The organism is Methylocella tundrae, from assembly GCF_901905185.1.
GTDB classification, from domain to species: domain Bacteria; phylum Pseudomonadota; class Alphaproteobacteria; order Rhizobiales; family Beijerinckiaceae; genus Methylocapsa; species Methylocapsa tundrae.
Genome location: NZ_CABFMQ020000060.1, coordinates 1 through 384 on the forward strand (window position 1 = coordinate 1; position 384 = coordinate 384).

Consider the following 384-nt stretch of genomic DNA (forward strand, 5'->3'; position numbering starts at 1 on the left):
CACGAAGACTTAATAATAATGCCGCACGCCACCAATGGCTCGGCGAACGGCGCCACCAAAAGGGGAGCGCATGCGCCCGCGCAAGTACCGATTGGTGTGAGCAAGAATGCGGATGGGCATGAGAAGACAGACTACACACGCTGGAGGCTTAGGGACGACAGAGGGTGTCAGACATGGCACTACCTGCACACGGACGAGGAGGTGGAGGCGTGGCCGCAGAGCGCAGCGGACAGGTACTTTCTGGGCATGGAAACAGTACGCATCGACAGAAACATGCGCATGTATGAGATGAAAGACTGACGAGATATTCCCAGGGCCTACCAGACCTCCCTCCCGCAAAGACGCCGCTCGAAGCCGCCGAAAATGGCCTCTCCTTCTTCTCCC

Annotated in this window: 1 protein-coding gene; it reads left to right on the forward strand. The window is 58.1% G+C overall.

Features of this window, described 5'->3' with window-relative positions:
- Window positions 1–300: hypothetical protein (locus tag MPC4_RS20890; RefSeq protein ID WP_210253603.1), on the forward strand; the 300-nt coding region annotated here is incomplete at its 5' end.
- Window positions 301–384 lie beyond the last annotated feature (84 nt).